Origin of the sequence: Heliomarina baculiformis (genome assembly GCF_019966545.1) — a bacterium.
GTDB classification, from domain to species: Bacteria; Pseudomonadota; Alphaproteobacteria; order Rhodobacterales; family Rhodobacteraceae; genus Heliomarina; species Heliomarina baculiformis.
Genome location: NZ_JAIMIC010000001.1, coordinates 291,362 through 316,298, shown reverse-complemented (window position 1 = coordinate 316,298; position 24,937 = coordinate 291,362). Strand labels below are relative to the sequence as shown.

Annotated in this window: 25 protein-coding genes; 18 read left to right on the top strand and 7 right to left on the bottom strand. The window is 59.2% G+C overall.

The features are described 5' to 3' along the window. Positions 1-972 carry an alpha/beta hydrolase gene (locus tag MF268_RS01525; protein ID WP_238369143.1) on the bottom strand — a complete coding sequence of 324 codons (972 nt, stop codon included), beginning with the start codon at positions 970-972 and terminating at the stop codon, positions 1-3. Further along, entirely contained in the window at positions 972-1,262 is a 291-nt protein-coding gene (locus MF268_RS01520) for an SCP2 sterol-binding domain-containing protein (protein WP_238369142.1), read from the bottom strand. Before MF268_RS01520 ends, MF268_RS01525 begins: the two co-directional genes overlap by 1 nt. Positions 1,263-1,337: 75 nt before the next feature. On the opposite strand from MF268_RS01520, the gene MF268_RS01515 reads away from it, so the two are divergent. Genes MF268_RS01515 through MF268_RS01505 form a run of 3 tightly spaced genes read left to right on the top strand, consistent with a single transcriptional unit; the run spans position 1,338 to position 5,257 of the window. Beyond that, positions 1,338-1,907, top strand: a complete 570-nt coding sequence (locus MF268_RS01515; protein WP_238369141.1) for a tetratricopeptide repeat protein — start codon at positions 1,338-1,340, stop codon at positions 1,905-1,907. Between the two features lie 36 nt (positions 1,908-1,943). After that, on the top strand, positions 1,944-4,883 hold the full coding sequence (locus MF268_RS01510; RefSeq protein WP_238369140.1) for a helicase-related protein: 2,940 nt from the start codon (positions 1,944-1,946) through the stop codon (positions 4,881-4,883). 5 nt (positions 4,884-4,888) lie between these two features. Continuing rightward, positions 4,889-5,257 (top strand): RNA-binding S4 domain-containing protein, encoded by a 369-nt coding sequence (locus MF268_RS01505; RefSeq protein WP_238369139.1) that lies wholly within the window; start codon positions 4,889-4,891, stop codon positions 5,255-5,257. Here MF268_RS01505 and MF268_RS01500 read toward each other — a convergent pair whose 3' ends face one another. Genes MF268_RS01500 through glmU form a run of 3 tightly spaced genes read right to left on the bottom strand, consistent with a single transcriptional unit; the run spans position 5,258 to position 8,984 of the window. Further along, a complete protein-coding gene (locus MF268_RS01500) occupies positions 5,258-5,800 on the bottom strand; it encodes a pyridoxamine 5'-phosphate oxidase family protein (protein ID WP_238369138.1) in 543 nt (180 codons plus the stop codon). It lies immediately after the preceding gene. A gap of 3 nt (positions 5,801-5,803) precedes the next feature. Beyond that, positions 5,804-7,627 (bottom strand): glutamine--fructose-6-phosphate transaminase (isomerizing), encoded by a 1,824-nt coding sequence (glmS, locus tag MF268_RS01495; protein ID WP_238369137.1) that lies wholly within the window; start codon positions 7,625-7,627, stop codon positions 5,804-5,806. 4 nt (positions 7,628-7,631) lie between these two features. Continuing rightward, positions 7,632-8,984 (bottom strand): bifunctional UDP-N-acetylglucosamine diphosphorylase/glucosamine-1-phosphate N-acetyltransferase GlmU, encoded by a 1,353-nt coding sequence (glmU, locus tag MF268_RS01490; protein ID WP_238369136.1) that lies wholly within the window; start codon positions 8,982-8,984, stop codon positions 7,632-7,634. A gap of 133 nt (positions 8,985-9,117) precedes the next feature. On the opposite strand from glmU, the gene MF268_RS01485 reads away from it, so the two are divergent. Continuing rightward, positions 9,118-9,810: an HAD-IA family hydrolase gene (locus tag MF268_RS01485; RefSeq protein WP_238369135.1), complete on the top strand. Its 693-nt coding sequence runs from the start codon at positions 9,118-9,120 to the stop codon at positions 9,808-9,810. A 91-nt stretch (positions 9,811-9,901) separates the two neighbouring features. Next, positions 9,902-11,101 carry a DegT/DnrJ/EryC1/StrS family aminotransferase gene (locus MF268_RS01480; RefSeq protein ID WP_238369134.1) on the top strand — a complete coding sequence of 400 codons (1,200 nt, stop codon included), beginning with the start codon at positions 9,902-9,904 and terminating at the stop codon, positions 11,099-11,101. A 4-nt stretch (positions 11,102-11,105) separates the two neighbouring features. On the opposite strand, the gene MF268_RS01475 is transcribed toward MF268_RS01480, so the two are convergent. Both MF268_RS01475 and MF268_RS01470 read right to left on the bottom strand, forming a co-directional pair. After that, complete coding sequence (locus tag MF268_RS01475; protein ID WP_238369535.1) at positions 11,106-11,558, bottom strand: CreA family protein; 453 nt, start codon at positions 11,556-11,558, stop codon at positions 11,106-11,108. A 23-nt stretch (positions 11,559-11,581) separates the two neighbouring features. Further along, positions 11,582-12,052 carry a pyridoxamine 5'-phosphate oxidase family protein gene (locus tag MF268_RS01470; RefSeq protein ID WP_238369133.1) on the bottom strand — a complete coding sequence of 157 codons (471 nt, stop codon included), beginning with the start codon at positions 12,050-12,052 and terminating at the stop codon, positions 11,582-11,584. Positions 12,053-12,181: 129 nt separating this feature from the next. Here MF268_RS01470 and MF268_RS01465 point away from each other — a divergent pair, with 129 nt between their 5' ends. From MF268_RS01465 to nuoF, 13 genes are all read left to right on the top strand, one after another. After that, entirely contained in the window at positions 12,182-13,345 is a 1,164-nt protein-coding gene (locus MF268_RS01465) for an isovaleryl-CoA dehydrogenase (protein ID WP_238369132.1), read from the top strand. Positions 13,346-13,425: 80 nt separating this feature from the next. Beyond that, entirely contained in the window at positions 13,426-15,030 is a 1,605-nt protein-coding gene (locus MF268_RS01460) for a carboxyl transferase domain-containing protein (protein ID WP_238369131.1), read from the top strand. A 100-nt stretch (positions 15,031-15,130) separates the two neighbouring features. Further along, positions 15,131-17,065, top strand: coding sequence for an acetyl/propionyl/methylcrotonyl-CoA carboxylase subunit alpha (locus tag MF268_RS01455; RefSeq protein WP_238369130.1), 1,935 nt, complete (start codon positions 15,131-15,133; stop codon positions 17,063-17,065). A 63-nt stretch (positions 17,066-17,128) separates the two neighbouring features. Continuing rightward, the gene (locus MF268_RS01450) at positions 17,129-17,998 is read left to right on the top strand and encodes a hydroxymethylglutaryl-CoA lyase (protein ID WP_238369129.1); all 870 of its coding nucleotides are present in this window, start codon (positions 17,129-17,131) and stop codon (positions 17,996-17,998) included. Further along, complete coding sequence (locus MF268_RS01445; RefSeq protein ID WP_238369128.1) at positions 17,991-18,776, top strand: crotonase/enoyl-CoA hydratase family protein; 786 nt, start codon at positions 17,991-17,993, stop codon at positions 18,774-18,776. The genes MF268_RS01450 and MF268_RS01445 overlap by 8 nt, the downstream gene beginning before the upstream one ends. Before the next feature lie 201 nt (positions 18,777-18,977). Beyond that, the gene (locus tag MF268_RS01440) at positions 18,978-19,343 is read left to right on the top strand and encodes an NADH-quinone oxidoreductase subunit A (RefSeq protein WP_238369127.1); all 366 of its coding nucleotides are present in this window, start codon (positions 18,978-18,980) and stop codon (positions 19,341-19,343) included. A gap of 80 nt (positions 19,344-19,423) precedes the next feature. Beyond that, positions 19,424-19,954 carry a NuoB/complex I 20 kDa subunit family protein gene (locus MF268_RS01435; RefSeq protein ID WP_088635266.1) on the top strand — a complete coding sequence of 177 codons (531 nt, stop codon included), beginning with the start codon at positions 19,424-19,426 and terminating at the stop codon, positions 19,952-19,954. Further along, on the top strand, positions 19,951-20,556 hold the full coding sequence (locus MF268_RS01430; protein ID WP_238369126.1) for an NADH-quinone oxidoreductase subunit C: 606 nt from the start codon (positions 19,951-19,953) through the stop codon (positions 20,554-20,556). The genes MF268_RS01435 and MF268_RS01430 overlap by 4 nt, the downstream gene beginning before the upstream one ends. After that, on the top strand, positions 20,556-21,770 hold the full coding sequence (locus MF268_RS01425; RefSeq protein ID WP_238369125.1) for an NADH-quinone oxidoreductase subunit D: 1,215 nt from the start codon (positions 20,556-20,558) through the stop codon (positions 21,768-21,770). Before MF268_RS01430 ends, MF268_RS01425 begins: the two co-directional genes overlap by 1 nt. A 3-nt stretch (positions 21,771-21,773) precedes the next feature. Then, complete coding sequence (locus MF268_RS01420) at positions 21,774-22,142, top strand: hypothetical protein (protein ID WP_238369124.1); 369 nt, start codon at positions 21,774-21,776, stop codon at positions 22,140-22,142. Next, complete coding sequence (locus MF268_RS01415) at positions 22,142-23,383, top strand: NADH-quinone oxidoreductase subunit E (protein ID WP_238369123.1); 1,242 nt, start codon at positions 22,142-22,144, stop codon at positions 23,381-23,383. The genes MF268_RS01420 and MF268_RS01415 overlap by 1 nt, the downstream gene beginning before the upstream one ends. Before the next feature lie 28 nt (positions 23,384-23,411). Continuing rightward, positions 23,412-23,633, top strand: coding sequence for a DUF5337 domain-containing protein (locus MF268_RS01410; protein ID WP_238369122.1), 222 nt, complete (start codon positions 23,412-23,414; stop codon positions 23,631-23,633). 4 nt (positions 23,634-23,637) lie between these two features. Beyond that, positions 23,638-24,933 carry an NADH-quinone oxidoreductase subunit NuoF gene (gene nuoF, locus MF268_RS01405; RefSeq protein ID WP_238369121.1) on the top strand — a complete coding sequence of 432 codons (1,296 nt, stop codon included), beginning with the start codon at positions 23,638-23,640 and terminating at the stop codon, positions 24,931-24,933. The last annotated feature ends 4 nt before the right edge of the window (positions 24,934-24,937 follow it).

The window sequence follows — 24,937 nt, the reverse complement described above, 5'->3', positions numbered from 1 at the left end:
CTAGGCGCAGTGCGCCTTGTTCTGGCCGTGATCGAATGCGCCGTCGAAATGCGCCTGGAGCATCTCCATGATCCGTTTGCGGGTTTCGGGGCGTTCCATCAGGACCTCGTGCTCGGCATTCGGGACGACATCCAGCGTGCCGTTCGGCCACCGCCGCATCCGGTCATGAACGGCAACCGTGTCGATGATACGTTCATTGTCACCGATGAAGGTCAGACAGGGCATATCGGGCGAAGCTTGCCGCGCAAGGTATTTGCATTCTTCCAGACCTTCGCGCAGCCAGATCATGCTTGGTCCGCCAAGTGCGAGTTCCGGCTTGTCGACCAGCTGATTGCGCATGAATTCATAGGTCTCGCTGTCGCGTGTCAGCACGTTGTCTTCGAACTGATTGACCAGTACATAGCTCTCATAGCGGGTGCTGGGGGGCAGGCGGGTCCCCATGCCGACGAGGTTTGCCATACGCGGCAGTGCCCAGCCGAAAGGACGAACAAGCGTGGACATATAGATGCCCCACATCGGCCCGGTGAAACTGCAGGTTTCGACCGGCAGGCCCTCAAGCGCCGCGCGCAAGCCAATGGCACCGCCCATCGAATGACCAAGAAGATGCCAGCCTTTAGGCGCTCCCAGCGCCTCGGCAACTTTCAGGGCTGCACGTACATCGCGCTGGTAGTCGGTGAATTCGATGACATGGCCGACACGCCGATCTTCGATCAACCGGTCTGCCATTCCCTGACCGCGCCAGTCGATCGCGAGGGTCGCATAACCACGTTCGGCGAATTCACCGGCGGTACGTCCGTATTTCTCGACGAATTCCGTGCGCCCGGGGAACAAAAGAACCGTCCCCCGCGCATTTTCACACGGCCAATAGCCAACGCGCAGGCGAACCCCGTCCTCGGCAGTGCACCAATAGGCGGCCCCGCCATCGGGACCGTCTGCGAGTTCTGCAAAGAAGGGAGCCTGCGCAAGTGTCATCAGCCCAGCACCGATGCCAGTTTCATCGCCATGCCCATATCGCCATCGACAGCCAGTTTGCCGGTCATGAAGGCGCTCGTGGGGTTCATGTCGCCCTCGAAAATCGATTTGAATGTGTCGGAATCGGCAGTCAGCGTCACGTCGGCCTCTTCATCGCCGATCCGTGCGCCAGTGCCGTCCAGCATGATGGTGCCCATGTCGGAAATATTCAGTTTTGCAGTGCCGTCGAAATCAGCTGCCGCCATCTTGGCGTTCAGTTCCGCCGTCGCCTGCTCCATAAACTCGCTCATATTTTACCTCTCGTTGAAAAATTGACACGCTTGTCTCTGGCCTTCGCCGCGCGCCACGTTACACTGTGACCTGTTATGAGCATTCATCATCCCAATCTCAAACGTACCGTGGCGGCAGCTTTCGCTCTAGTCATGTATTCCTTACCTTTGAGTAGTCAAACCGCTGATTTAACAGATGAAGCGGCGCTTCTCGAAGAGCTGAAAAAGGCCGATTCGACCGAAGCAAAACGCCTTGACCGGCAGCTTCAGGCGCTCTGGAGCAAGAGCGGCTCTCCGGCGATGGATCTGCTGCTCAAGCGTGGTCGCGAAGCACTGGAACAGGAAGATGTGGATGCGGCGATCGAACACCTGACAGCCCTGACCGATCATGCGCCGGAATTCGCCGAAGGGTATCATGCGCGTGCGTCGGCCTACTTTGCCAAGGAATTGTTCGGGCCTGCCATGGCGGATATCGAACGGGCGCTGGCGCTGAACCCGAATAACTACGATGCGATCTACGGATTGGGGGCAATGTTGGAAACCTTTGATTACCCCCAGCGCGCCTATGATGCCTATGTGCGTGCCCTGGCGATAAATCCGCACAGCGAACCTGTTGCTGCCGCGGTGGAGCGGTTACAGGGACGTATCGAAGGTACGTCTCTCTAAGAGCGATCCATTCACTTCAATGTCAGGAAGCAGATGGTGACAGGATCATCACGGGTCGTGGCCGTCCTTGGCCCCACGAATACCGGCAAGACACATTACGCTATCGAACGTATGCTGGGCCACCGTACCGGGGTGATCGGACTGCCGCTTCGCCTGCTTGCGCGTGAGGTTTACGACCGTATCGTGGCGATCCGCGGGCCGTCTGTCGTGGCGCTTGTCACCGGCGAAGAGCGTATCGTCCCCCCGCGCACGCAATATTGGGTCTGTACGGTCGAGGCTATGCCAGAAGGCATGGGGTGTGATTTCCTTGCGGTCGACGAAATTCAGCTATGTGCCGACCCCGAACGGGGGCATGTTTTTACCGACCGTCTCCTGCGGTCACGGGGGCTGCATGAGACCCTTTTCCTTGGGTCGGACACAATGCGGGGGCCGATTGCCGAATTGGTGCCCGAGGCACGTTTCGTCCAGCGTGAACGCATGTCTCAACTGGTCTATTCCGGCGCGAAAAAGGTCAGCCGGATGCCGCCGCGCAGTGCCATCGTGGGGTTCTCCGTCGACAACGTCTACGCCATTGCCGAACTGATCCGTCGTCAGAAAGGCGGTGCCGCCGTCGTGATGGGGGCGCTTAGCCCGCGAACGAGGAACGCGCAGGTCGCGCTGTATCAAAACGGCGAAGTCGATTATCTCGTCGCGACGGATGCGATCGGGATGGGGCTGAACCTTGATATCGATCACGTGGCATTTTCCTCGCTGACCAAATTCGATGGTCGCCGCATGCGCCCGCTGGCGCCGAACGAACTGGCGCAGATTGCGGGCCGGGCAGGGCGGGGCATGTCGCACGGGACATTCGGCGTCACCGGCGAGGCGCGTCCGCTAGATGACGGTGTCGCGCAGGCGATCATGGAACATCGTTTCACGCCTCTGAAAAAGCTAAACTGGCGCAACCCGGGTCTACAATTCGGCTCCTGCGACGCGCTGATCCGGTCGCTTGAAGCCTCGCCTGATAACGAGAATCTCGTCAAGGCGCGCGATGCGGACGATCTGGTAGCGCTGCGTACCTTGTCTGCCAGCGCCGAGGTCGCGGCCCGCGCCAGCGATGCCGTCTCCGTTCGTCTGCTCTGGGACGTCTGCCGTATCCCGGATTTCCGTGGCATCAGCCATGCCGAACACGCCGCCTTGCTTGAGGTCATCTTTAACCACCTGCATCAGAACGGTCAGGTGCCTGATGATTGGATCGCGCGACAAATCAAACGTATCGATCGAACCGATGGGGATATCGATGCGTTAAGCAAACGTCTGGCATTTATTCGCACATGGACTTATGTGGCTCAACGCAAAGGCTGGACGCGGGACGAAAGCCATTGGCGCGCTCAGACACGCGCTGTAGAAGATAGGGTGTCGGATGCTCTGCATGAGCGTTTGACGCAAAGATTTGTGGACCGGCGTACGTCTGTACTTCTGCGCCGGCTCAAACAAAAGGAGGCCCTTTTGGCCGAGGTGAACGAAAAAGGTGATGTGACCGTCGAGGGCGAATTTGTCGGACGTCTTGAGGGTTTCCGTTTCCGTGCTGACAAGGGCGCGGCAGGTGCAGAAGAAAAGGCGCTGAAATCGGCGTCGCTTCAGGCGCTTGCGCCGCAATTCCATCTGCGGGCTGACCGGTTTTACAATGCCCCCGATACCGAGATCGACTTTACCGAGCAGGGTGGCCTTATGTGGGGCGACAGTGCCATCGGCAAACTGGTCGCCGGATCTGAGCCTCTGAAGCCGCGTATCGAAGTCTTTGTTGATGACGTTGCCGGACCGGAAGTCATCCAGAAGGTCGAGCGCCGCCTTCAGCATTTCATTGACCGCAAGATCGCTGCGCTGTTCGAGCCGCTGCTGAACCTCCAGCGTGATGAAACTCTGAACGGCCTCGCACGGGGCTTTGCGTTCCGCATGGTCGAAGCCTACGGCATTCTGCCCCGGTCCGAAGTGGCGCAGGAAGTGAAAGACCTTGATCAGGATGCACGGGCCGCGCTGCGCAAGCACGGCATGCGGTTTGGTCAGTTCACTATTTTCATGCCGCTGCTGCTCAAACCCGCGCCGACACGCCTTCGGCTTGTCCTCTGGTCGCTGGCGAAGAACCTGCAGGAATTTCCCGAAGCGCCGCCACCGGGGCTGGTCACCGTGCCGGCGGTCAAGGATGCGCCCGAAGGGTATCATACCATGTGCGGTTACCGCGAAGCAGGCGAACGGGCGATCCGGATCGATATGCTGGAACGTCTTGCCGACATGCTGCGGGCTGAAAACAGCCGCGCAGGTTTTGAAGCGAAACCCGACATGCTGTCGATTACTGGCATGACGCTGGAACAGTTCGCCGATCTCATGGGTGGTCTTGGTTACCGCGCAGAACGGGGCGAGCGGGAAAAGGTGAAACCGGCTGATAAGGTCATGCCGGATCCGGTAGAAGCACCCGCAGGCACCGGAACAGAAGACGAAACGGTATCTGAAGACACGCCCGTTATGGATCGCGGCGATGATGCGCCGGCTGGCGGCGTCGTCGAAGCACCGGAAACACCGGCGCCGGCAGATATTGTCGAAGAAACCGCAGACATTCCCGCAGACGGCGTTGCGCCGATCGCCGAGGAAAAGGCCGAAGAGCCCGAAGTTCCGGCTGAAATTCCGGAGATGTCAGAAACCGAGGTTGCGCCCGGAACGGCGGCAGATGCAGAGATCGCCGGTCCCGAAACCGAAGTCTACTTTACCTTCACCTGGGGCCGGACGCCCAATCAGAACGCACGTTCCAAAGGCCCGAGAGGGGCAGGGGCAGGCAAGGCGCCGCAGGGTAAAGGCAAGCCGCGCGGGAAGAAACCGCAGGGTAAAGGCAAACCCCAGTCCGGTGGCAATTACTCCGCCCGTCCGCCGAAGAACGAAAAGAAGATAGACCCGGATAATCCTTTTGCCGCCGCTCTAATGGGGCTTAAGGACAAGAAGTAATCGCCATGAGCGACGCGTCGGAAAAACTGCGCGTTGATAAGTGGCTCTGGTATGCCCGATTTTTCAAAACGAGGTCGCTGGCGACGAAGGAAGTCGGCAGCGGCAATCTCAGGCTGAATGGCACGCGTGTTACTAAAGCATCGCAGGTGGTTTCTCCCGAAGATGTGCTGACCTTTACTCAAGGAGCGCGCGTCCGGGTCGTTCGTGTAGTTGCAATTGGGAACAGACGCGGGCCAGCGCCCGAAGCCCAGACACTCTACGAAGATCTTACCGAACCCGAGGAACGAGCCAAGCCTGTCGAACGGGTTGGGGAGAGGCCGACCAAGAAAGATCGGCGCGCTCTGGACGCTTTCAAGCAAGAGGGTGGTGAGTGATCAAACCGGGATACCGGTTTCGTGCCCGTCCAGCGTTCTGGTGTTTTTGTCGCGCCAGTATTGGCGCAGGTCTTCATCGGATTTTCCGTCGACCCAGGATTGCATGGTTTCCCGGTCCCGTACGAAATCCATGAACGGCACGGCATAACCGCAAGAGGTTTGCACCATGTCTACGGTCATGTCGTAGATTTGTCGCGCACTGCGGTGGGCGGGAAATTCAGCGGCGCGGCTGTCCCATCCTTCATCTCTTGGGTGATAGGTCTCTGCGGTGCCATAGCAGCGAAGGATGAGGGGACGGCCCGTAAAGGAACACCACATGAGCGTCCTCCGCGGATCCTGTTTGAGGTGACCCGCCGTTTCATTGCCGGACCCTGTAAGGTTCATCCACAATATGCGGTTCTTACCCATGATGCGTAATGAATCCGTGCCCTTGGGCGAAATATTGACTCGTCCGCTCGGCCCGGCTGAACCGGAAAAGAACATGTGCTGATCTTTGATGAATCTACGATGATCTTCGGTAAGTGCAGGGAATTGCTTGGCCATCGTTCACTCTACGGTCACGGATTTCGCCAGGTTCCGGGGCTGGTCCACGTCTGTGCCTTTGGCCACCGCCGTGTGATAGGCGAGCAATTGGGCCGGGATGGCATAGAGAATTGGTGCAAGTGCAGGTGCAATTTTCGGCATCCTGATCGACAGCCAAACACCATCGCTCGCTTCGGCAATACCGTCACCGTCGGAAATCAGCACGACCTGTCCCTTGCGCGCCATGACTTCCTGCATGTTCGAAACGGTCTTGTCGAAAAGCGCGTCGCAAGGGGCCATGACCACGACAGGCATATGCTTGTCGATCAGCGCAATCGGGCCGTGTTTCAATTCTCCGGAGGCATAAGCTTCGGCGTGGATGTAGCTGATTTCCTTTAGTTTCAGAGCGCCTTCCAAAGCAAGAGGGTACATCGGCCCGCGCCCGAGGAACAGGACATCACGCGCTTCGCTCAATTGCTGCGCAGCGCGCCTGATGTTTTCGCTTTCATCAAGCGCCGAGCCAAGCACGGCGGGAAGTCCGCGCAAAGCGGCCACGTGATCGGCCAGTTCATCCTCGCTTAGCGTCCCACGGTCTGCTGCGGCCTTCAGTGCCAGCATCAACAAAACAGTAAGCTGGCAGGTGAACGCCTTGGTCGAGGCCACGCCGATTTCCACCCCAGCATGAATGGGCAGCACGAGATCGCTTTCGCGCGCGATTGAACTCTGCGGCACGTTGACGACCGAAACGATTTTGTCTGCCTTGCCGGAAACGTAACGCAGCGCGGCGAGCGTATCGGCGGTTTCACCGGACTGGCTGACAAACAAAGCAAGCGTGCCATCGGTTACCGGCGGTTCGCGATAACGGAATTCCGAGGCGATATCGACCTCGACGGGGAGGCGCGCGAGTTGCTCGAACCAATACTTTGCCGTGAGGCAGGCGTAATAGGCTGTACCGCAGCCGACCATCGTCATCCGCTGGATCTTGGAAAAATCGATGCTGGGGTCCGGCAGTTCGACCGATCCTCCGCCAGCGGGCAGATAGTGCCCCAGTGCTTCGGCGATAACATGCGGTTGTTCAGAGATTTCCTTTGCCATGAAATGCTTGTGCCCCGCCTTGTCGATGCGGGCGGAAGCAATCTGGATTTCCTGAATGTCGCGTTCGACCTCTGCGCCATTCAAGTCGTAGATTTGCAGCGAATTCCGGGTCACCACGGCACGGTCACCTTCTTCGAGATAGGTGATCCGATCGGTCAATGGCGAGAGAGCGATAGCGTCCGAGCCCACGAACATCTCTCCGTCACCATGCCCAATAGCGAGCGGGGATCCTTTGCGCGCGGCGATGATAAGATCGTCCTGACCTTCGAACAGAAAGGCGAGCGCAAACGCACCCTGCAGCCGGTCAAGCGTTTTGAAAACGGCATCAGTCGGACTGTCACCGCTGCGCATATATTGCTCGGCAAGTAGCGCGACGGTTTCGGTGTCCGTTTCGGTGACGAATTTCACCCCGGCTTCGGCCAGTTCACTGCGTAATTCGCGAAAGTTCTCGATGATGCCGTTATGGACAACCGCGACTTTGCCAGCCTGATGGGGGTGGGCGTTCGTAACTGTTGGCGCGCCATGGGTAGCCCAGCGGGTGTGACCAATGCCGGACTTACCTGTCAGCGGCTCGTGAACCAGAAGATCGGACAGATTGACGAGCTTTCCGACAGCACGGCGACGGTCAAGCACACCGTCATTCACCGTGGCGATACCGGCACTGTCATATCCTCGATATTCAAGGCGTTTCAGGGCCTCCACGAGGATCGGGGCGGCTTCGTGCTTGCCGAGAACGCCAACAATTCCGCACATTTTTTTACCCTTTTCCCTGCTGAGCTTTACGCGCCTTTAGTATTTCGAACAATTTACGCGCAAATCCCGGTTTATTCACCTGACGGGCGCGAGCGACCGCCATTGCCTCTGCCTCGACGTCTTTTGTTATGACCGAACCGGACGCTGTCATTGCACCGTCGCCCAGCGTCACTGGTGCGACCAGCATCGTGTCCGAACCGATAAATGCGTTCGCGCCGATTACGGTGCGATGCTTCATCACGCCGTCGTAGTTGCAGGTGATCGTACCTGCGCCGATATTTGTTTTCTCGCCTATATCGGCATCGCCGATATAGCTCAGATGGTTGATCTTGGCGCCCTCGGCAATGTTTGCCTGCTTGATTTCGACAAAGTTGCCGATGTGAGTGTTCTCGGCAAGTTCCGCGCCGGGGCGGAGCCGTGCAAACGGGCCTATGGTTGCCCCACGGCTGACGTGGCAACCTTCGAGGTGCGAGAAAGCGCGGATCGTGACGCCGGATTCGATTGTCACGTCGGGGCCAAAGACAACATTCGGCTCGATAACACTGTCGCGACCGATGACAGTGTCATAAGCAAGGTAGACCGTTTCAGGTGCAAGCAGGGTTACCCCATCTTCGAGCAAGGCATTACGCGCCCGCGTCTGGAAAACCGCGTCGGCGGCGGCCAGATCCGCGCGGGAATTCACACCAAGGGTTTCTGCCTCATCACATTTGACAGCCGTAACGCTCAAGCCCCGTACGTTCGCATGTTCGACAACATCCGTCAGGTAGTATTCTCCCGAGGCATTTTCATTGCCGACTTCGGCGATCAGCTCGAAAAGGGTATCCGAATTGCAAACCAATAGGCCGCTATTGCAAAGGCTTATGGCGCGCTCTTGATCCGTGGCATCCTTATATTCAACGATCCTCAGGAGCGTTTCATCATCGAGGATAAGCCTGCCGTATCGGGCCGTAATATCAGCGGTGTCAAAGCCCAGAACGACGAGGTCATGATGTTCGCGCGCCTCTGTCATGGCGCCTAGCGTCTGGGCCGTGATGAACGGCGTATCGCCGTAAAGAACCATGATATCGCCGGAAAACCCGGCCAGCGCGTCGCGCGCCTGGTCCACCGCGTGTGCGGTGCCATTCTGCTCATGCTGAAGTACCACAACCGCCTCTTCGTCGATCTCTTCCACCGCCGCGCGGACCTGATCCGCGCCATGGCCCGCCACGATGACTGTCCGCGCCGGGTCAATCGCCGCCCCTGCGCGCATCGCATGGGCCAGCATCGGGGCCTGTGCAATCGGATGCAGCACTTTTGGCAAGTCTGAGTTCATCCGCGTCCCTTTTCCGGCGGCCAGGATGACAAGTGCGGTGTCCATGGGTGTTTTCTCTTTGTATTTCGATTCCGACCGTTTTATCCGCTGATTAGCGCGGCGCAAGCCGCGCCGGGATCAATCTAGGTTGCACGTTGCAACAGGGAGAGGCGGATTCACGCCGACAGAAGGGGATTTCATGCGGACGGTCATTTTCGACCTTGATGGAACGCTTGCCGATACGTCGCGCGATTTGATCGCCTCGGCCAATTATTGTTTTCGCGAAATGGGGCTGGGAGACATACTTGATCCGGTCAAGGATGCCGCGATTGCCTTGCGGGGCGGCCGCCGTATGCTGAGCGAAGGGCTGGACCGGCTTACACTTTTCGATGCGGCTACGGTCGATCAGTATTACCCGATCCTGCTGGAAGCCTATGATCAGGACATCGCCAGCCACACAACCCTTTATCCCGGTGCGATGGATGCAGTCGAAACTCTGCGCAGACTTGGGTATGGGGTCGGCATCTGTACGAACAAGCCCGAAGCTCTGGCTGAGAAGCTGTTGCAGAGTTTAGGTGTGCGTGATGTATTCGCCTCGATGGTCGGTGCCGACACGCTGCCGGTGCGCAAACCCGATCCGGAGCCCCTGCGCGAAGCGGCACGGCGGGCAGGGGGCGATCCGGCACTTTGCGTTCTGATCGGAGATAGCGACACGGACCGGAATACGGCGCGCGCCGCCGGGGTCCCCTCGGTTCTCGTGACCTTTGGTCCGGCGGGCGATGACATGGCTGCGCTGGAACCCGAAGCGCTGCTCCACGACTTTGCCGACCTTGCCGACGTGGTAGGAAATTTGATCGGACGCAACGGGGATGCTGATCAAGCAACGACATAGAAGTGAGCTAAATTCGTGCCTTCGCGATGCGGTTCCCGACCAACCCTGCAAGGTCACTTGACGCAGGTTTGGCCCAAGCGCAGAAAGAGGCATGAAAGAGATTTTCAGGGGTAGTTTTACCCAGCAGGAACCGATCCTCGAAGCGGCCATAGCGGCCGCCGTCCGCATCATGCAAAGCGGGAGGTTACATCGATACAACGTTGCCGATGGCGAGCTTGGCGAGACAGCGCTTTTGGAGCAGGAGTTCGCGGCATTCACTGGTGCCAAGTATTGCGTGGCCGTTGCTTCGGGGGGCTACGCCATGGCGACCGCGCTCCGAGCGGCTGGTGTCAAGCCGGGCGACAGGGTGCTGACAAACACCTTCACGCTGGCGCCTGTGCCCGGCGCGATCGCTTCGCTGGGGGCTGTGCCGGTATTCGTTGGCGTGTCCGAGAGCCTTACAATCGATCTTGCCGACCTTGAGGCCAAGGCGGATCAGGGGGATTACCTGCTTTTGTCGCATATGCGTGGCCATATCTGTGACATGGACCGGCTGATGGCGATCTGCGAAGGAAACGGTATCGTCGTGATCGAAGATTGCGCTCATACAATGGGGGCGCATTGGCGCGACGTTCCATCCGGGCGTCACGGCCTAGCCGCAGCATATTCCTGCCAGACGTATAAACACATAAATTCGGGTGAGGGCGGGTTCCTCGTTACCGATGACGAAGAACTGGCCGCGCGTGCCATCATCCTGTCCGGGTCCTACATGCTCTACGAACGCCATCTGGCGGCGCCCGCGCCCGAAGTATTCGCGCAAATCAAGTACGAAACGCCGAATGTTTCCGGACGGATGGATAACCTTAGGTCGGCGCTTCTGCGCCCGCAACTGGCGGCGCTGCCCGCACAGGTCCAACGCTGGAACGAGCGCTACAGGACCATTGAGGCGGGTCTGCGCGAAACGCCGGGCCTTACCGTCGTCGAGCGTCCCCCGGAAGAACATTTTGTGGGCTCCTCGATCCAGTTTCTTTTGTCAGACTGGCCTGCGGAAAAGGTCGAAGACGTTGTTTCGGGGTGCGCTCAGCGCGGTGTCGAGCTGAAATGGTTCGGTGCGTCTGAGCCGAAGGCGTTCACCTCGCGCTATGATAGCTGGCGATATGCACCTTCAGCGCCTATGCCGGAGAGTGATCGCGTCCTGTCCGCAATACTCGACATGCGCGTACCGCTGACATTCAGCGAGGAAGACTGTGCGCTCATCGCTCGGATCATCCGGTCAGAGGTAAGCACGGTATTCCTGTCGGAACTGGCCTGAGCCCTCAGTCCGAGTTGTAAAGCGGGACAGTCGACATCGACAGCTTGGCGGAGCCGTCGGTCAGTTCAGCCGCGTGGGCAAGGTAAATCAGCGTCTGGTTCTTTTCGTCAAAGATCCGTTTGACGCGCAAGGATTTCAGAATAATCGAGCGGGACGTTCGAAAAACGTCTTCACCGTCCTCGTCGCGGTCGATGTCTCCGATCTTTATCGGTCCGGTCTGCCTGCAAGAAATAGACGCGTTGGAGGGATCCTCGAACCAGTTCCCCTTGGACAGTCGGTCGAACAGCCCGCGGTCGAAATAAGCGATGTGGCAGGTCACACCCTCGACCTTGGGGTCGGCAATGGCTTCGATCATGATGTCATTGCCAACCCAATCCACGCCGACTTCTCCGACCTCCTCAGCCCGGACGGGCCCGGCACAGATCAGCAAGGCGGCGAAAACGGCGCGGATATTCATCATCGGTCAGACTTTCATTTCAATCAAAACGTGATTTGACCATGGTCGCCGCCGTCCGGCGTGTCATCCGTTAAATTCGCTTTTGCGACTTCATAGAGGAACGCGGCAGAGCTTTCCGTCAGCCAGACTTCTGCCTTGTGCGGGGTAAACTTGATCAGGCGAACATCCTCGTCTTCACGGCCATCTTCAAACCACGCGGCGGCAAAGGCGTTCCATACCTCGTCCAGCTTTTCGCTGTCGTTCGATATCTCCAGCCGACCTTCCACGTTCGCATAAATGTCTGCTTTGGGATCGGCCACATAAAACGCGGCTTCGGCGCCGCCATGGGCGGCTTTCTCGGGGTCCGTGCCCGCAGCGGTAATGAACCAGATTGCGTTGTCGTCCGGGTCGGCTTGCGGCGCCATTGGAACGGGGCGCTCTCCGCTAGCGGTCAGAAGGCCTGCCTGTACATTATCGATCCGTTTCCAGAAGTCGGCTTTGAGATCCGTTGCCATGATTCATTCCTTTCAGCTTTCGATCTTTCCTGACAACGCCGCCACGGCACTCTTGTTCCTTCTGCTTGACCGGCGGAAACCGGAAGCGTAGGATATGAACGAGTGTTCAATAAACCGGGGAGGCGGCGTATGTTCACAGCAGCTATGCAATTCGATCTTGGCGAGGACGTGAACGCGCTGCGCGAAATGGTGCACCGCTGGGCGCAGGATCGGGTAAAGCCGATGGCCGCCGAAATCGACCGGTCGAACAATTTCCCTTCCGAGCTGTGGCGCGAAATGGGCGAACTCGGCATGCTGGGCGTGACGGTGCCCGAGGAATTCGGCGGCGCGGGCATGTCCTACTTGGCACATACCGTCGCCGTGGAAGAAGTCGCACGCGCCAGCGCGTCTGTCTCGTTGTCCTATGGCGCGCATTCGAATCTCTGCGTCAACCAGATCAAGCTGAACGGTTCGCAGGAGCAAAAAGAAAAATACCTGCCAAAACTCGTTTCCGGCGAACATGTCGGGGCGCTCGCGATGAGCGAGGCCGGCGCCGGATCGGACGTGGTGTCGATGAAGCTCCACGCAGAAAAACGCAACGATCATTACAGGTTGAACGGCAATAAATACTGGATCACCAACGGCCCCGACGCGGATACGCTGGTCGTTTATGCCAAGACGGTCCCGGATGCGGGGACCAAAGGCATAACCGCCTTCCTCGTTGAAAAAAGCTTCAAGGGGTTCTCGACCTCGCCGCATTTCGACAAGCTGGGCATGCGTGGGTCGAACACGGCCGAGCTGATCTTCGACGATTGCGAAGTTCCGTTTGAAAACGTGCTCGGGGAAGAGGGCAAGGGCGTAAAGGTATTGATGTCCGGTCTTGACTACGAACGCGTCGTTCTAGCCGGTATCGGAACCGGGATCATGGCAGCCTGTATGGATGAGATCATGCCTTACATGGTCGACCGCAAGCAATTCGGCCAGCCAATCGGAAACTTTCAGCTGATGCAGGGCAAAATCGCCGATATGTACACGGCGATGAACTCCGCCCGCGCCTATGTTTACGAGGTCGCCAAGGCCTGCGACCGCGGCGATGTCACCCGACAGGATGCGGCGGCCTGTTGTCTCTATGCCTCCGAGGAAGCAATGAAACAGGCCCATCAGGCGGTTCAGGCCCTTGGGGGCGCAGGGTTCCTAAACGACGCGCCGGTCGCCCGTATCTTCCGGGATGCCAAGCTCATGGAAATCGGGGCGGGCACGTCGGAAATCCGGCGCATGCTTGTTGGCCGGGAACTCATGTCGGCGATGGCCTGAACGGCAATGGGCGTCGGCTTTTCCGGCTCCTCGAAACAGCGGCGCCATGACGCCAGCGATCGGATCGATCTGGAGATCACATGAAACTGCAATCGAAAGCCCTTCCTGCCTCCGATGACTTCAAGGCCAATGTCTCGGCCCATCTGGAGGCGCTGGCCGAGATCCGGGAAGCTGCCGCCAAAGCGGCAGAAGGCGGCGGCGAAAAAGCGCGGGAGCGTCATGTCAGCAGGGGTAAAATGCCACCGCGCGAGAGGGTCGCGAACCTTCTCGATGCGGGCTCTCCCTTTCTCGAAATCGGGGCAACGGCGGCGCATGGCATGTATGACGGTGCGGCCCCTGCGGCAGGCTTGATTGCCGGCATCGGGCGTATTCATGGTCGCGATATCATGGTTGTCTGTAATGACGCGACGGTAAAGGGCGGCACCTATTACCCGATGTCCGTAAAAAAACACCTGCGGGCCCAGGAAATAGCGGAAACAAATTGCCTGCCTTGTGTTTACCTTGTCGATTCCGGCGGCGCCAACCTGCCAAACCAGGACGAGGTATTTCCCGACCGAGAGCATTTCGGACGGATCTTCTTCAACCAGGCGAACATGAGCGCAAAGGGCATTCCGCAGATTGCTGTTGTCATGGGCTCCTGCACGGCGGGCGGTGCCTATGTTCCGGCCATGTCCGACGTCACGATCATCGTCAAGGAACAGGGCACGATCTTCCTTGCCGGTCCCCCGCTGGTAAAAGCCGCAATCGGCGAGGTCGTCACTGCCGAAGACCTTGGTGGCGGCGATATCCATACGCGACTGTCCGGCGTCGCGGATTACCTCGCCGAAGATGATACCCACGCCCTTGCGCTGGCCCGGCGCGCCGTTGGCGGCCTGAACCGAAAACAGATCAGCAGCGTCGCTTGGCAACCCTCCGAAGAACCCGCCTTTGATCCCGACGAAATTCTCGGTGTGGTGCCCAAGGACCTGCGCACGCCCTATGACATCCGCGAGGTGATTGCCCGGATCGTCGACGGCTCCCGCTTTGACGAATTCAAGGCCCGGTTCGGAGAAACCCTCGTCTGCGGTTTCGCCCACCTCCGTGGCTGCCCGATCGGCATCATCGCCAATAACGGTGTCCTGTTCTCGGAAAGCGCTGCCAAGGGCGCGCATTTCGTCGAACTTTGTAGCCAGCGCGGCATCCCGCTGATCTTCCTGCAGAACATCACCGGCTTCATGGTCGGACGCAAATACGAAGCCGAAGGCATCGCTCGTCACGGTGCCAAACTCGTGACCGCCGTTGCAACGACAAAAGTCCCAAAGATTACGATGCTCGTCGGGGGCTCCTACGGTGCCGGCAATTACGGCATGTGTGGCCGGGCCTATGACCCGCGCTTCCTCTGGACCTGGCCGAACTCGCGCATCTCGGTCATGGGCGGCGAACAGGCGGCCGGAGTCCTCGCAACCGTCAGGCGCGATTCCATCGAACGCTCAGGCGGAACGTGGTCCGAGGCAGAAGAGACAGAATTCAAGCGCCCCACGCTCAAGATGTTTGCCCGGCAATCGCATCCTCTCTATGCCAGCGCGCGCCTCTGGGACGATGGCATCATCGACCCACGCAAGACGCGCGACGTCCTCGCGCTTTCTCTGTCGGCCACACTTAATGCCCCGATCGAAGAGACGCGTTTCGGCGTCTTCCGCATGTAGGACCGGTTCATGATCCGCCTTTTCCTCTTGCACGAAATACTCTCGGGGGTCCGGGGGCAGGCAGCCCCCGGTCCGTCCCGCAGCCTCGAAGGAAAGATCGATGTTTGACACGATTCTGATTGCCAATCGCGGCGAAATCGCTTGCCGGGTAATAGAGACCGCACGTGGCATGGGCGTCAGATGCGTGGCGGTCTATTCCGACGCGGACGCCGGTTCGCGCCATGTCCAGATGGCCGATCACGCGGTACACATCGGCGGCGCAGCTCCGTCTGATAGCTACCTCAAATCCGAGGTGATCATTCGCGCGGCCCTGGAAACCGGTGCGCAGGCGATCCATCCCGGCTATGGGTTTCTGTCCGAAAACCCCGATTTCGTCGAAGCGGTCGAAGCGGCGGGGCTGGTTTTCATCGGCCCGTCGGCGAAAGCGATCCGTGCGATGGGTCTCAAGGACGCGGCAAAGGCGCTGATGGAAAAGGCCGGCGTCCCGGTCGTGCCCGGCTATCATGGCAAAGATCAGGGTGACGCCTTTCTTTCTGAGCGTGCCGACGAAATTGGCTATCCGGTTCTGATCAAGGCGGTCGCTGGCGGTGGCGGTAAAGGCATGCGGCAGGTTGAAAAGCCCGGCGATTTCGCCGCCGCTCTGGAAAGCGCCCGTGGTGAGGCCCGCACCGCTTTCGGAAACACGGATGTCCTGGTAGAGAAATTTGTCGCCAAGCCCCGGCATATCGAAGTTCAGGTCTTTGGTGATGGCAAGCGCGCGGTTCATCTCTTCGAACGGGACTGTTCCCTGCAGCGCCGCCACCAGAAAGTCATCGAGGAGGCCCCGGCACCAGGCATGACCGAGGAAATGCGATCTGCCATGGGCGAGGCCGCCGTGCGCGCGGCCGAAGCCATTGGTTACAAGGGCGCAGGCACGGTGGAATTTATTGTCGATGCCTCCGAGGGGCTGCGCAGCGACCGCTTTTATTTCATGGAGATGAATACCCGCCTACAGGTCGAACACCCGGTGACGGAGGCGATTACAGGCGTGGACCTTGTGGAATGGCAGTTGCGGGTTGCCGCCGGAGAGGATCTCCCGAAACAACAGGATGAACTCGCCATCGACGGGCACGCCTTCGAGGCCCGCCTCTACGCCGAGGACGTCCCAAAAGGATTCCTGCCCGCAACAGGTGAGCTGACCTATCTGGAATTCCCCACGGATGCCCGCGCCGACAGCGGCGTGCGGGCAGGGGATGTGATCAGCCCTTGGTACGATCCGATGATCGCCAAGGTGATCGTGCATGGGCCGACCCGCGCTATCGCGCTGAAACGCCTTTCCCGTGCGCTTGAGACCACGAAGGTCGGGGGAACCGTCACCAACCTCGCCTTTCTGGGCGCGCTCGCGGGGCACGCGGGATTCGCCAAAGGCGACGTCGATACCGGTTTGATCGGCCGCGACATCGACGCACTCGTCTCTGCGCCTGAACCCGAACCGCGCCACGCGGTAGTGGCAGCCATGGCGGTAACCAATCTGGTCGACTCAAGCTGGGAAAGGGGCTTTTCCCTATGGTCACCCTTGTCGCAAACGGTCCGGCTTTTAGGGCAGGGAGAAATCCTGACCCTGAAAGTCGATGCCGAAGGGCAGAACCGTCAGGCCTGGGACGTGGATGGTGCCAAAGTGATCGCCGAACGCATCTCGGGCACGTGGCTGGTGGGCGACCGGGCAATGCCGGATTTCGCCATTGCCGGATCGACGGTTACGGTGTTTGATGGCCACGGGTTCGCTTTTGAAGCGGTCGATCCGTTTCATCGCGTGGCAGGCAGTCATGGCGACGGCAATCTGATCGAAGCGCCGATGCCGGGACTCGTCAAGGCGATCTATGCAGAGACAGGTGCTTCTGTCAGCGAAGGAGATCGGCTGGCGGTTCTCGAAGCGATGAAAATGGAGCATTCATTGCTGGCCGCCCGCGATGGCGTCGTGGCAGAAGTGCTGGCCAAGGCGGGCGATCAGGTCGACAGCGGTGCAGCGCTGGTCCGGCTGGAAGCGTTTGAATGATCAAGATGGCGGTGCGCGGTCGGAGATAATCTGACCTACCGGCCCAGAGAGGGAGAACCTGACATGACGGGATATGTTGAAATCTTTGAGGTCGGTCCGCGCGACGGTCTGCAGAACGAAAAACGCGAAATTCCGGTTTCGGAAAAAATCGAACTCGTCGATTGTCTGAGCAACGCCGGCTTCAAGCGCATCGAATGCGCCAGTTTCGTGAGCCCCAAGTGGGTGCCGCAGATGGCAGGCAGTGGCGAGGTTCTTCTGGGCATCAAGCGTGCCGATGGCGTGCGATATGCCGCTCTTACGCCCAATATGCGTGGCTACGAGGACGCTCTGACCGCGAAAGCCGATGAAATAGCGGTCTTCGCCTCGGCCAGTGAGGGGTTCAGCCGCGCCAACATTAATGCCAGCATCGAAGAATCGCTCGATCGCTTTGCGCCGATCCTAGAGGCCGCTCGCCATATCGATCTCCCGGTTCGGGGTTATGTATCCTGCGTGACAGACTGCCCGTTTGACGGTCCCACCGCACCGTCGCAGGTGGCGGCGGTTGCGGATCGCCTTTTTGCGGTGGGCTGTTACGAGATCTCCCTAGGTGACACGCTGGGCAAGGCCACGCCGGACAGTATCGCGCGCATGCTGTTGAAAGTGCGGGATGTCATCCCGGTCGGGCGCCTTGCCGGGCATTTCCACGACACCTCCGGCCGCGCGCTCGCCAATATCGACGCCGCCCTGTCCCTTGGCGTAAGGGTCTTTGACGCGGCCGTTGGCGGGCTCGGCGGCTGTCCCTATGCGCCGGGCGCGGCGGGCAATGTCGCGACCGAGGCTGTCGCGACGCATCTTGAGCGGCTCGGTTACGATACCGGTCTCGACATGGAAGTCATCAGCCAAGCTGCCCAGATGGCCCGTTCCATGCGCGGAGAGCAGGAAGCGCATGTTTGAAGAAATTTCACTGACGACGGATGACCGAGGCGTCGCGCATCTGACGCTGGAACGCTCTGAAAAGCACAATGCCATGTCGGCCCGCATGATCGCAGAGCTGACCGAGGCTGCCGCAAGCATCGCTGCCGATTCCGCGATCCGGGTTGTTGTGCTCACCGCAGCGGGTAACACCTTCTGCGCTGGTGGCGACCTGAAATGGATGCAGGAACAGATGGCGGCAGATGGCGACACCCGCTATCGCGAAGCGCGCAAACTCGCTGATATGCTTTTTGCGATGAACACTCTGCCGCAGCCCGTGATCGGTGCCGTTCAGGGTAACGCCTTTGGTGGGGGGCTTGGTCTGATAAGCGTTTGCGACGTTGCAATCGCGGTCGATCATGCCAAGCTCGGCTTTACCGAAACCCGCCTGGGCCTGATCCCGGCGACGATCAGCCCCTATTGCCTCACCCGAATGGGAGAGGCGATGGCGCGTCGTGTCTTCATGTCTGCACGTATCTTTGACGCGACCGAAGCGGTCGGCCTTGGCCTGATCTCACGAGTCGTCGCGCCTGATCATCTCGAACAGGCCGTCGAAGCCGAGGTCGTGCCGTATCTATCTTGTGCGCCAAGCGCCGTGGCCGAATCCAAGCGGCTTGCCCGATCTTTCGGGCTGACGATCGACGAAGAGGTCATCGACCGCACCATTCGTGCGCTGGCCCGGCAATGGGAAACCACCGAAGCGGTCGAGGGAGTCGGCGCATTTTTCCGCAAGGAAAAGGCACCGTGGATCGTGACGTAGCCGTAAAGACGCGCATTCGCCGCAATGCGGCGCAAAAAGTGTTAATCATTTGAACATATTCCGCTTCTGCGGCGATATGAGCCGCATCAAGAGCGGTCTGGCCCCGTTGACCCTCCCGGAACACAGGGATACACAAGGCCAAGGTCAACATGCCACTTGACGGCGCAACCTTTCAGGGGTGCGTAGCAAAAGGAGCCACTCGTGGAAGAGATGTTGCGGGAATACCTCCCCATTCTGGTGTTTTTGGCTGTCGCAATAGGTCTCGGAGCAATCCTGATCCTCGCGGCGGCTGTACTGGCGGTCCGTAACCCGGACCCGGAAAAGGTGTCTGCCTACGAATGCGGGTTCAACGCATTCGACGATGCGCGGATGAAGTTCGACGTGCGTTTCTACCTCGTCTCGATTCTCTTCATCATTTTCGATCTTGAGATCGCTTTCCTCTTCCCCTGGGCCGTGTCGTTCAAGGATGTGAGCATGGTCGGTTTCTGGTCGATGATGGTATTCCTTGGCGTGCTGACCATCGGCTTTGCGTATGAATGGAAGAAAGGGGCGCTGGAATGGCAGTAGATAACGATCAGGACGCCCTCGTCACGCGGACACAGGGGCAGGGCGATCAGACCCCGCGCGTGAAATCCGGCCCATCCAACATGGCGGACGTTCAGCACCAGCCGCCCGTATTCGAAGGCGAGACCGCTGTTCAGAGCCTCAACAAGGATCTTCAGGACAAGGGCTTTATCCTGACCTCGACCGAGGATCTGATCAACTGGGCGCGGACTGGTTCGCTGCACTGGATGACCTTCGGTCTCGCCTGCTGCGCGGTCGAAATGATGCACACCTCGATGCCGCGCTACGACGCCGAACGCTTTGGTATCGCGCCACGCGCCTCTCCGCGTCAGTCCGACGTCATGATCGTGGCGGGCACGCTGACCAACAAGATGGCACCGGCCCTGCGCAAGGTGTACGACCAGATGCCCGAACCGCGCTATGTGATCTCGATGGGGTCCTGCGCCAACGGTGGTGGTTACTATCACTATTCCTATTCCGTCGTGCGCGGCTGCGACCGGATCGTACCCGTCGACATCTATGTGCCGGGCTGCCCGCCGACCGCCGAAGCCCTGCTTTACGGGTTGATGCAGCTGCAACGGAAAATTCGCCGCACGGGGACAATCGTACGATGAGCGATGCACTCAAGGAACTGGGCGAACATATCGAATTGAAACGCCCGGATTGTGTTCTGTCTTGGGACGTGACCCATGGCGAACTGAACGTCGATGTGACTCCGGCCAACATCAAGGGCTTTGTCGAGTTCCTGAAAACGGACGCGACTTGCCGTTTCAGTTCGCTGGTGGACATCACCGGTGTCGACTATCCGGAACGCCCCAAGCGGTTCGACGTCGTCTATCACTTCCTGTCGATGTACCAGAACCACCGTATCCGCCTGCGTGTTTCGATCCGCGAAGAAGATCTCGTGCCCTCGATCACCGAGGTTCACCCCTCTGCGGATTGGTTCGAGCGCGAAGTTTATGATATGTTCGGTATCATCTTCTCGGGTCATCCGGATTTGCGCCGCATCCTGACCGATTACGGGTTCCGGGGCCATCCGCTGCGCAAGGATTTCCCGACTACGGGATATACCGAAGTTCGCTATGACGAGACCCAGAAGCGGGTCGTATACGAACCTGTCTCACTGGTGCAGGAATATCGCCAGTTCGATTTCATGAGCCCATGGGAGGGTGCCGAGTACATCCTGCCCGGCGATGAGAAAACGGAGGCCAAGTGATGGACGGCTCCAAAGGTTTCGAAGACGCCCTGACCGGCGAACAGAAGATCCGCAATTTCAACATCAACTTCGGCCCACAACACCCTGCGGCGCACGGAGTTCTTCGGCTTGTGCTCGAGCTTGACGGCGAAATCGTCGAACGCTGCGACCCGCATATCGGCCTGCTGCACCGTGGCACCGAAAAGCTGATGGAATCACGGACTTATCTGCAAAACCTGCCTTACTTCGACCGGCTCGATTACGTGGCGCCGATGAACCAGGAACATGCCTGGTGTCTGGCCATCGAAAAGCTTACCGGCGTTCAGGTTCCGCGTCGCGCCTCGCTGATCCGCGTGCTTTTCTCCGAGATCGGCCGCATTCTGAACCACCTGCTGAACGTGACTACGCAGGCGATGGACGTGGGGGCGCTGACGCCGCCGCTCTGGGGGTTTGAGGAACGCGAAGACCTGATGATCTTTTACGAACGGGCATGTGGCGCGCGTCTGCACGCGGCGTATTTCCGTCCCGGCGGGGTCCATCAGGACCTTCCCGACGATCTGATCGACGATATCGAGGCCTGGTCGCACAGGTTCCCAAAACGGCTTGACGATATTGACGGGTTGCTCAGCGAGAACCGCATTTTCAAGCAGCGTAACGTCGACATCGGCATCGTTACCGAGGAAGAAATCCAGCAATACGGCTTCTCCGGCGTGATGGTGCGCGGCTCGGGCCTCGCTTGGGACCTGCGGCGTTCGCAGCCCTACGAATGCTACGATGAATTCGACTTCAAGATCCCGGTCGGCAAGAACGGCGACTGCTATGATCGTTACCTCGTCCGTATGGAAGAGATGCGCCAGTCGATAAAGATCATCCAGCAGGCCATCGCAAAGCTGCGCGAAGAGCCAGGCGATGTCCTGGCGCGGGGTAAGATTACGCCCCCGTCGCGGACCGATATGAAGACCTCGATGGAATCTCTGATTCATCACTTCAAGCTTTATACCGAAGGCTTCCACGTCCCGGCTGGCGAAGTCTACTGCGCGGTTGAGGCCCCCAAAGGCGAATTCGGCGTCTACCTTGTTGCCGATGGTACCAACAAGCCGTACCGCGCCAAGCTGCGTGCACCCGGGTTCCTGCATCTGCAGGCGATGGATCACGTTGCCGGCGGGCACCAGCTTGCAGATGTCGCGGCGATCATCGGCACGATGGATATCGTGTTCGGCGAGGTCGACCGCTAAACGATGATGGGGCAACTCACATATATCGCGCTGGCCATTACGGTCATCATTACAGGCTATTACGCGGTCATCTTTATCCGCGATCCTGAAACGGCCATGGTACGTGCAACGCACCGGTTAGAGCTATTGCCGAATGTAATGACCGGTCGATATATCGTCATGTTCCTATTCGCTTTTGGCGTCCTGCTATTGGACAACGCCAAGTTCTCGGCATTTTTCTTTGCCGTCTGCGCCTTTATGGGCCTCTACGATGGCTGGATCTATCGCAGCCGCAATCTGCCGCACTTCAAACACACGATAACCGGGCTGCTGGCCCTTGGTGCCTTTGGCATCTCGATCCTTGCACTGGTTACATCAGGAACCGCTCTCTAATGCTTCGTCGTCTTCATCCTGACCAACCCGACTCTTTCGCCTTCACGCCGGCCAACCAGAAATGGGCCGAAGCGCAGATGACCAAGTATCCCGAAGGCCGTCAGGCTTCGGCGATCATCCCGCTACTGTGGCGCGCGCAGGAACAAGAAGGTTGGCTGACCCGCCCGGCGATCGAGCATGTCGCTGAAATGCTGGGCCTTGCCTATATCCGCGCGCTTGAAGTGGCGTCTTTCTACTTCATGTTCCAGCTTCAACCGGTTGGCTCCATTGCTAATATCCAGATCTGCGGCACAACGTCCTGCATGATCTGCGGTGCCGAAGACCTAATGGCCGTCTGCAAGGAAAAGATCGCGCCCAAGCCGCATATGCTGTCGGATGACGGCAAGTTCAGCTGGGAAGAGGTCGAGTGCCTCGGGTCCTGTGCCAACGCGCCCATGGCCCAGATTGGCAAGGATTATTACGAGGACCTGACCGCCGAGCGTCTTGGCGAGATCATCGACGAACTGGCGGCTGGCAAGGTGCCGGTGCCGGGCCCACAGAACGGCCGCTATGCCTCCGAACCGCTTTCGGGGCTGGTAACGCTGACTGAATATGACAGCGGTCGGACCCAGTATAACGCCTCGGTGCAACTCGCCGTGGACATCGGCGACACGGTCAAGCGGATCGACGGTACCGAGGTACCGCTCCTGACACCATGGCGCGACAATCCAAAGGATGGCGGCGCTGCTGCCGAAAACGAGGAACTTGTCGCGCGGAATGAACCCCGACCGGCAGAAGGCGAGCCGGCAGATGCCACCGGCGTGACCGAACAGGAAGCGCAGGCGGTCGAGAAGGGAAAGCCTAAATCGGCCGAACCTGACGCAAAAGAGACGGATGTATCAGAAGCCTCTGCGACCCAATCGAAATCGGCCAAGGCGAAACCAGCCGATACGCAGGTTGCCGATGACGCGGATCGTCCGGCTTCTCTCGAGTCCGCACGTGACGGTCAGCCTGACAATCTGAAAATGATCAAGGGCGTCGGCCCGAAACTCGAAGCCCTGCTGCATTCCATGGGCTTTTACCATTTCGACCAGATCGCTAACTGGACGGACAAGGAAATCGCCTGGGTCGATCAGAACTTGCAGGGTTTCAAAGGCCGCGTGACCCGCGATGACTGGGTTGCACAGGCTAAGGAATTGCAGGGTGGTGGCGAGACCGAATTCTCGCGCCGCGCCAAAGAAGATGGCACCTACGAAGACTGAGAAAACTGCGTAAGGGCACAATTCAAGAATGAGCACGGAAACCAGATCGACGACAAAAACGGGTCAGCGCCTTGCGTTGCTGATCGCCGGGATTGGCGTGCTCTGGATCTGTGCCAATTTCGCCGGGTCCATCCTTGGCTGGTCCAACCGGACCCAAGCCCTGTTCGACCTCATGGCGCTGGCCGGGTTCGGTTTTGCGCTCTGGCAGACGTACAATCTCTGGCGCACACGCCGGAATGATAAAGGCTAATGAGATGCTGAAAGACCAGGACCGGATCTTTACCAACCTCTACGGGATGCATGACCGCTCGCTGAAAGGCGCGCAGGCGCGGGGCCACTGGGATGGCACCGCGGGCATACTTGAAAAGGGTCGCGACTGGATCATCCAGCAGATGAAGGACAGCGGCTTGCGCGGACGCGGCGGCGCGGGCTTCCCGACCGGTCTGAAGTGGTCTTTCATGCCCAAGGAAAGCGACGGTCGCCCGGCGTATCTCGTGATCAACGCGGATGAATCGGAGCCGGCGACCTGCAAAGACCGCGAAATTATGCGCCACGACCCGCACACGCTGATCGAAGGGGCGCTGGTTGCCTCTTTCGCGATGGGCGCGCATGCCTCTTACATCTATATCCGCGGTGAATATATCCGCGAGCGCGAGGCGCTTCAGGCGGCCATCGACGAAGCCTATGACGCGGGTCTGATCGGCAAGAACGCCTGCAAGTCCGGCTGGGATTTCGACCTGTATCTGGCGCATGGGGCCGGGGCCTATATCTGTGGCGAGGAAACCGCGCTGCTCGAAAGCCTCGAAGGCAAAAAGGGTATGCCGCGGATGAAGCCGCCGTTCCCGGCGGGTGCGGGGCTTTACGGCTGCCCGACCACGGTTAACAACGTGGAATCCATTGCTGTTGTGCCCACGATCCTGCGTCGTGGCCCGGAATGGTTCAGCTCTTTTGGCCGTCCTAACAACGTGGGCACCAAGCTCTTCGCGCTGACCGGTCACGTGAACAATCCATGTGTATTCGAAGAAGCCATGTCGCTTCCCGTGCGCGAGCTGATCGAAAAACACGGCGGCGGTATTCGCGGCGGCTGGGATAACCTCAAGGCGATCATCCCCGGTGGTGCGTCCTGCCCGGTTCTTCCCAAGGACGCGCTGGAAGACGCGATCATGGATTTCGACTGGATGCGCGAAAACAAGTCGTCCTTTGGCACCGGCTGCATGATCGTCATGGATCAGAACACCGACGTGATCAAAGCCGTCTGGCGTCTTTCCAAGTTCTTCAAACATGAAAGCTGCGGTCAGTGTACGCCTTGCCGCGAAGGCACCGGCTGGATGATGCGGGTCATGGATCGTCTGGTAACCGGCGATGCCGAGGTCGAGGAAATCGACATGCTGCTCGACGTGACCAAGCAGGTCGAGGGTCATACGATCTGTGCGCTCGGCGATGCGGCAGCCTGGCCGATCCAGGGCTTGATCCGGCATTTCCGTAACGAGATCGAAGATCGTATCAAACACAAACGCACCGGGCGCGTCAGCGCTGTCGCGGCAGAGTAAGGGC

Bases quoted from the DNA above. Each gene is read 5' to 3' on its own strand.
- MF268_RS01525 (WP_238369143.1), bottom strand. From the start codon at position 972: ATGACACTTGCGCAGGCTCCCTTCTTTGCAGAACTCGCAGACGGTCCC.
- MF268_RS01520 (WP_238369142.1), bottom strand. From the start codon at position 1,262: ATGAGCGAGTTTATGGAGCAGGCGACGGCGGAACTGAACGCCAAGATG.
- MF268_RS01515 (WP_238369141.1), top strand. From the start codon at position 1,338: ATGAGCATTCATCATCCCAATCTCAAACGTACCGTGGCGGCAGCTTTC.
- MF268_RS01505 (WP_238369139.1), top strand. From the start codon at position 4,889: ATGAGCGACGCGTCGGAAAAACTGCGCGTTGATAAGTGGCTCTGGTAT.
- MF268_RS01500 (WP_238369138.1), bottom strand. From the start codon at position 5,800: ATGGCCAAGCAATTCCCTGCACTTACCGAAGATCATCGTAGATTCATC.
- glmS (WP_238369137.1), bottom strand. From the start codon at position 7,627: ATGTGCGGAATTGTTGGCGTTCTCGGCAAGCACGAAGCCGCCCCGATC.
- glmU (WP_238369136.1), bottom strand. From the start codon at position 8,984: ATGGACACCGCACTTGTCATCCTGGCCGCCGGAAAAGGGACGCGGATG.
- MF268_RS01485 (WP_238369135.1), top strand. From the start codon at position 9,118: ATGCGGACGGTCATTTTCGACCTTGATGGAACGCTTGCCGATACGTCG.
- MF268_RS01480 (WP_238369134.1), top strand. From the start codon at position 9,902: ATGAAAGAGATTTTCAGGGGTAGTTTTACCCAGCAGGAACCGATCCTC.
- MF268_RS01475 (WP_238369535.1), bottom strand. From the start codon at position 11,558: ATGAATATCCGCGCCGTTTTCGCCGCCTTGCTGATCTGTGCCGGGCCC.
- MF268_RS01470 (WP_238369133.1), bottom strand. From the start codon at position 12,052: ATGGCAACGGATCTCAAAGCCGACTTCTGGAAACGGATCGATAATGTA.
- MF268_RS01465 (WP_238369132.1), top strand. From the start codon at position 12,182: ATGTTCACAGCAGCTATGCAATTCGATCTTGGCGAGGACGTGAACGCG.
- MF268_RS01460 (WP_238369131.1), top strand. From the start codon at position 13,426: ATGAAACTGCAATCGAAAGCCCTTCCTGCCTCCGATGACTTCAAGGCC.
- MF268_RS01455 (WP_238369130.1), top strand. From the start codon at position 15,131: ATGTTTGACACGATTCTGATTGCCAATCGCGGCGAAATCGCTTGCCGG.
- MF268_RS01450 (WP_238369129.1), top strand. From the start codon at position 17,129: ATGACGGGATATGTTGAAATCTTTGAGGTCGGTCCGCGCGACGGTCTG.
- MF268_RS01445 (WP_238369128.1), top strand. From the start codon at position 17,991: ATGTTTGAAGAAATTTCACTGACGACGGATGACCGAGGCGTCGCGCAT.
- MF268_RS01435 (WP_088635266.1), top strand. From the start codon at position 19,424: ATGGCGGACGTTCAGCACCAGCCGCCCGTATTCGAAGGCGAGACCGCT.
- MF268_RS01430 (WP_238369126.1), top strand. From the start codon at position 19,951: ATGAGCGATGCACTCAAGGAACTGGGCGAACATATCGAATTGAAACGC.
- MF268_RS01425 (WP_238369125.1), top strand. From the start codon at position 20,556: ATGGACGGCTCCAAAGGTTTCGAAGACGCCCTGACCGGCGAACAGAAG.
- MF268_RS01420 (WP_238369124.1), top strand. From the start codon at position 21,774: ATGATGGGGCAACTCACATATATCGCGCTGGCCATTACGGTCATCATT.
- MF268_RS01415 (WP_238369123.1), top strand. From the start codon at position 22,142: ATGCTTCGTCGTCTTCATCCTGACCAACCCGACTCTTTCGCCTTCACG.
- MF268_RS01410 (WP_238369122.1), top strand. From the start codon at position 23,412: ATGAGCACGGAAACCAGATCGACGACAAAAACGGGTCAGCGCCTTGCG.
- nuoF (WP_238369121.1), top strand. From the start codon at position 23,638: ATGCTGAAAGACCAGGACCGGATCTTTACCAACCTCTACGGGATGCAT.